This is a genomic window from Photorhabdus sp. HUG-39 (assembly GCF_963878365.1).
GTDB lineage: Bacteria > Pseudomonadota > Gammaproteobacteria > Enterobacterales > Enterobacteriaceae > Photorhabdus > Photorhabdus kayaii.
Window position 1 is genome coordinate 1 of the sequence record NZ_CAWNWY010000115.1, and the last position, 643, is coordinate 643.

Annotated in this window: 2 tRNA genes and 1 rRNA gene; all 3 read left to right on the forward strand. The window is 49.3% G+C overall.

What is annotated here, in order from left to right:
• Window positions 1-114, forward strand: a 16S ribosomal RNA gene (locus tag AAC155_RS24275); the annotation flags it as partial.
• Between the two features lie 69 nt (window positions 115-183).
• A tRNA-Ile gene (locus AAC155_RS24280) sits at window positions 184-260 on the forward strand.
• A gap of 129 nt (window positions 261-389) precedes the next feature.
• Window positions 390-465 (forward strand) — tRNA-Ala (locus AAC155_RS24285).
• The last annotated feature ends 178 nt before the right edge of the window (window positions 466-643 follow it).

Here is a 643-nt window from a genome sequence, read left to right on the forward strand (position 1 = left end):
AAAGAAGTCGGTAGCTTAACCGAAAGGGGGGCGCTGACCACTTTGTGGTTCATGACTGGGGTGAAGTCGTAACAAGGTAACCGTAGGGGAACCTGCGGTTGGATCACCTCCTTACCTGAGATAGGTTGAGTGCAGTGCTCACACAGATTGTCTGATGAAAGAAGAGAATAGCGTTATCGTAATAGGCTTGTAGCTCAGGTGGTTAGAGCGCACCCCTGATAAGGGTGAGGTCGGTGGTTCAAGTCCACTCAGGCCTACCAACTCTACTTATCCTTGGGTCTTCCAGACGCTGCGTGACTCATGTGCTGGCGCACACTGCGTGACTCGCGTTGAAATACCCGTCGGCTAAGCGAGTTGATTGAACGGACGATAACGGTCTATTTCTGTATGGGGCTATAGCTCAGCTGGGAGAGCGCCTGCCTTGCACGCAGGAGGTCAGCGGTTCGATCCCGCTTAGCTCCACCATACTAAACGTAATTCAGAGTATATTGGCGACAGTATGCTGTGAATTATTTTGCTCTTTAACAATCTGGAACAAGCTGAAAAATTGAAATTCTCACTGATATCCTTGGGATATGAGTGAAGAGTCTCTCAAGCTGAACAATTCGAGACACTTTCGGGTTGTGAGGTTAAGCGACGAAGC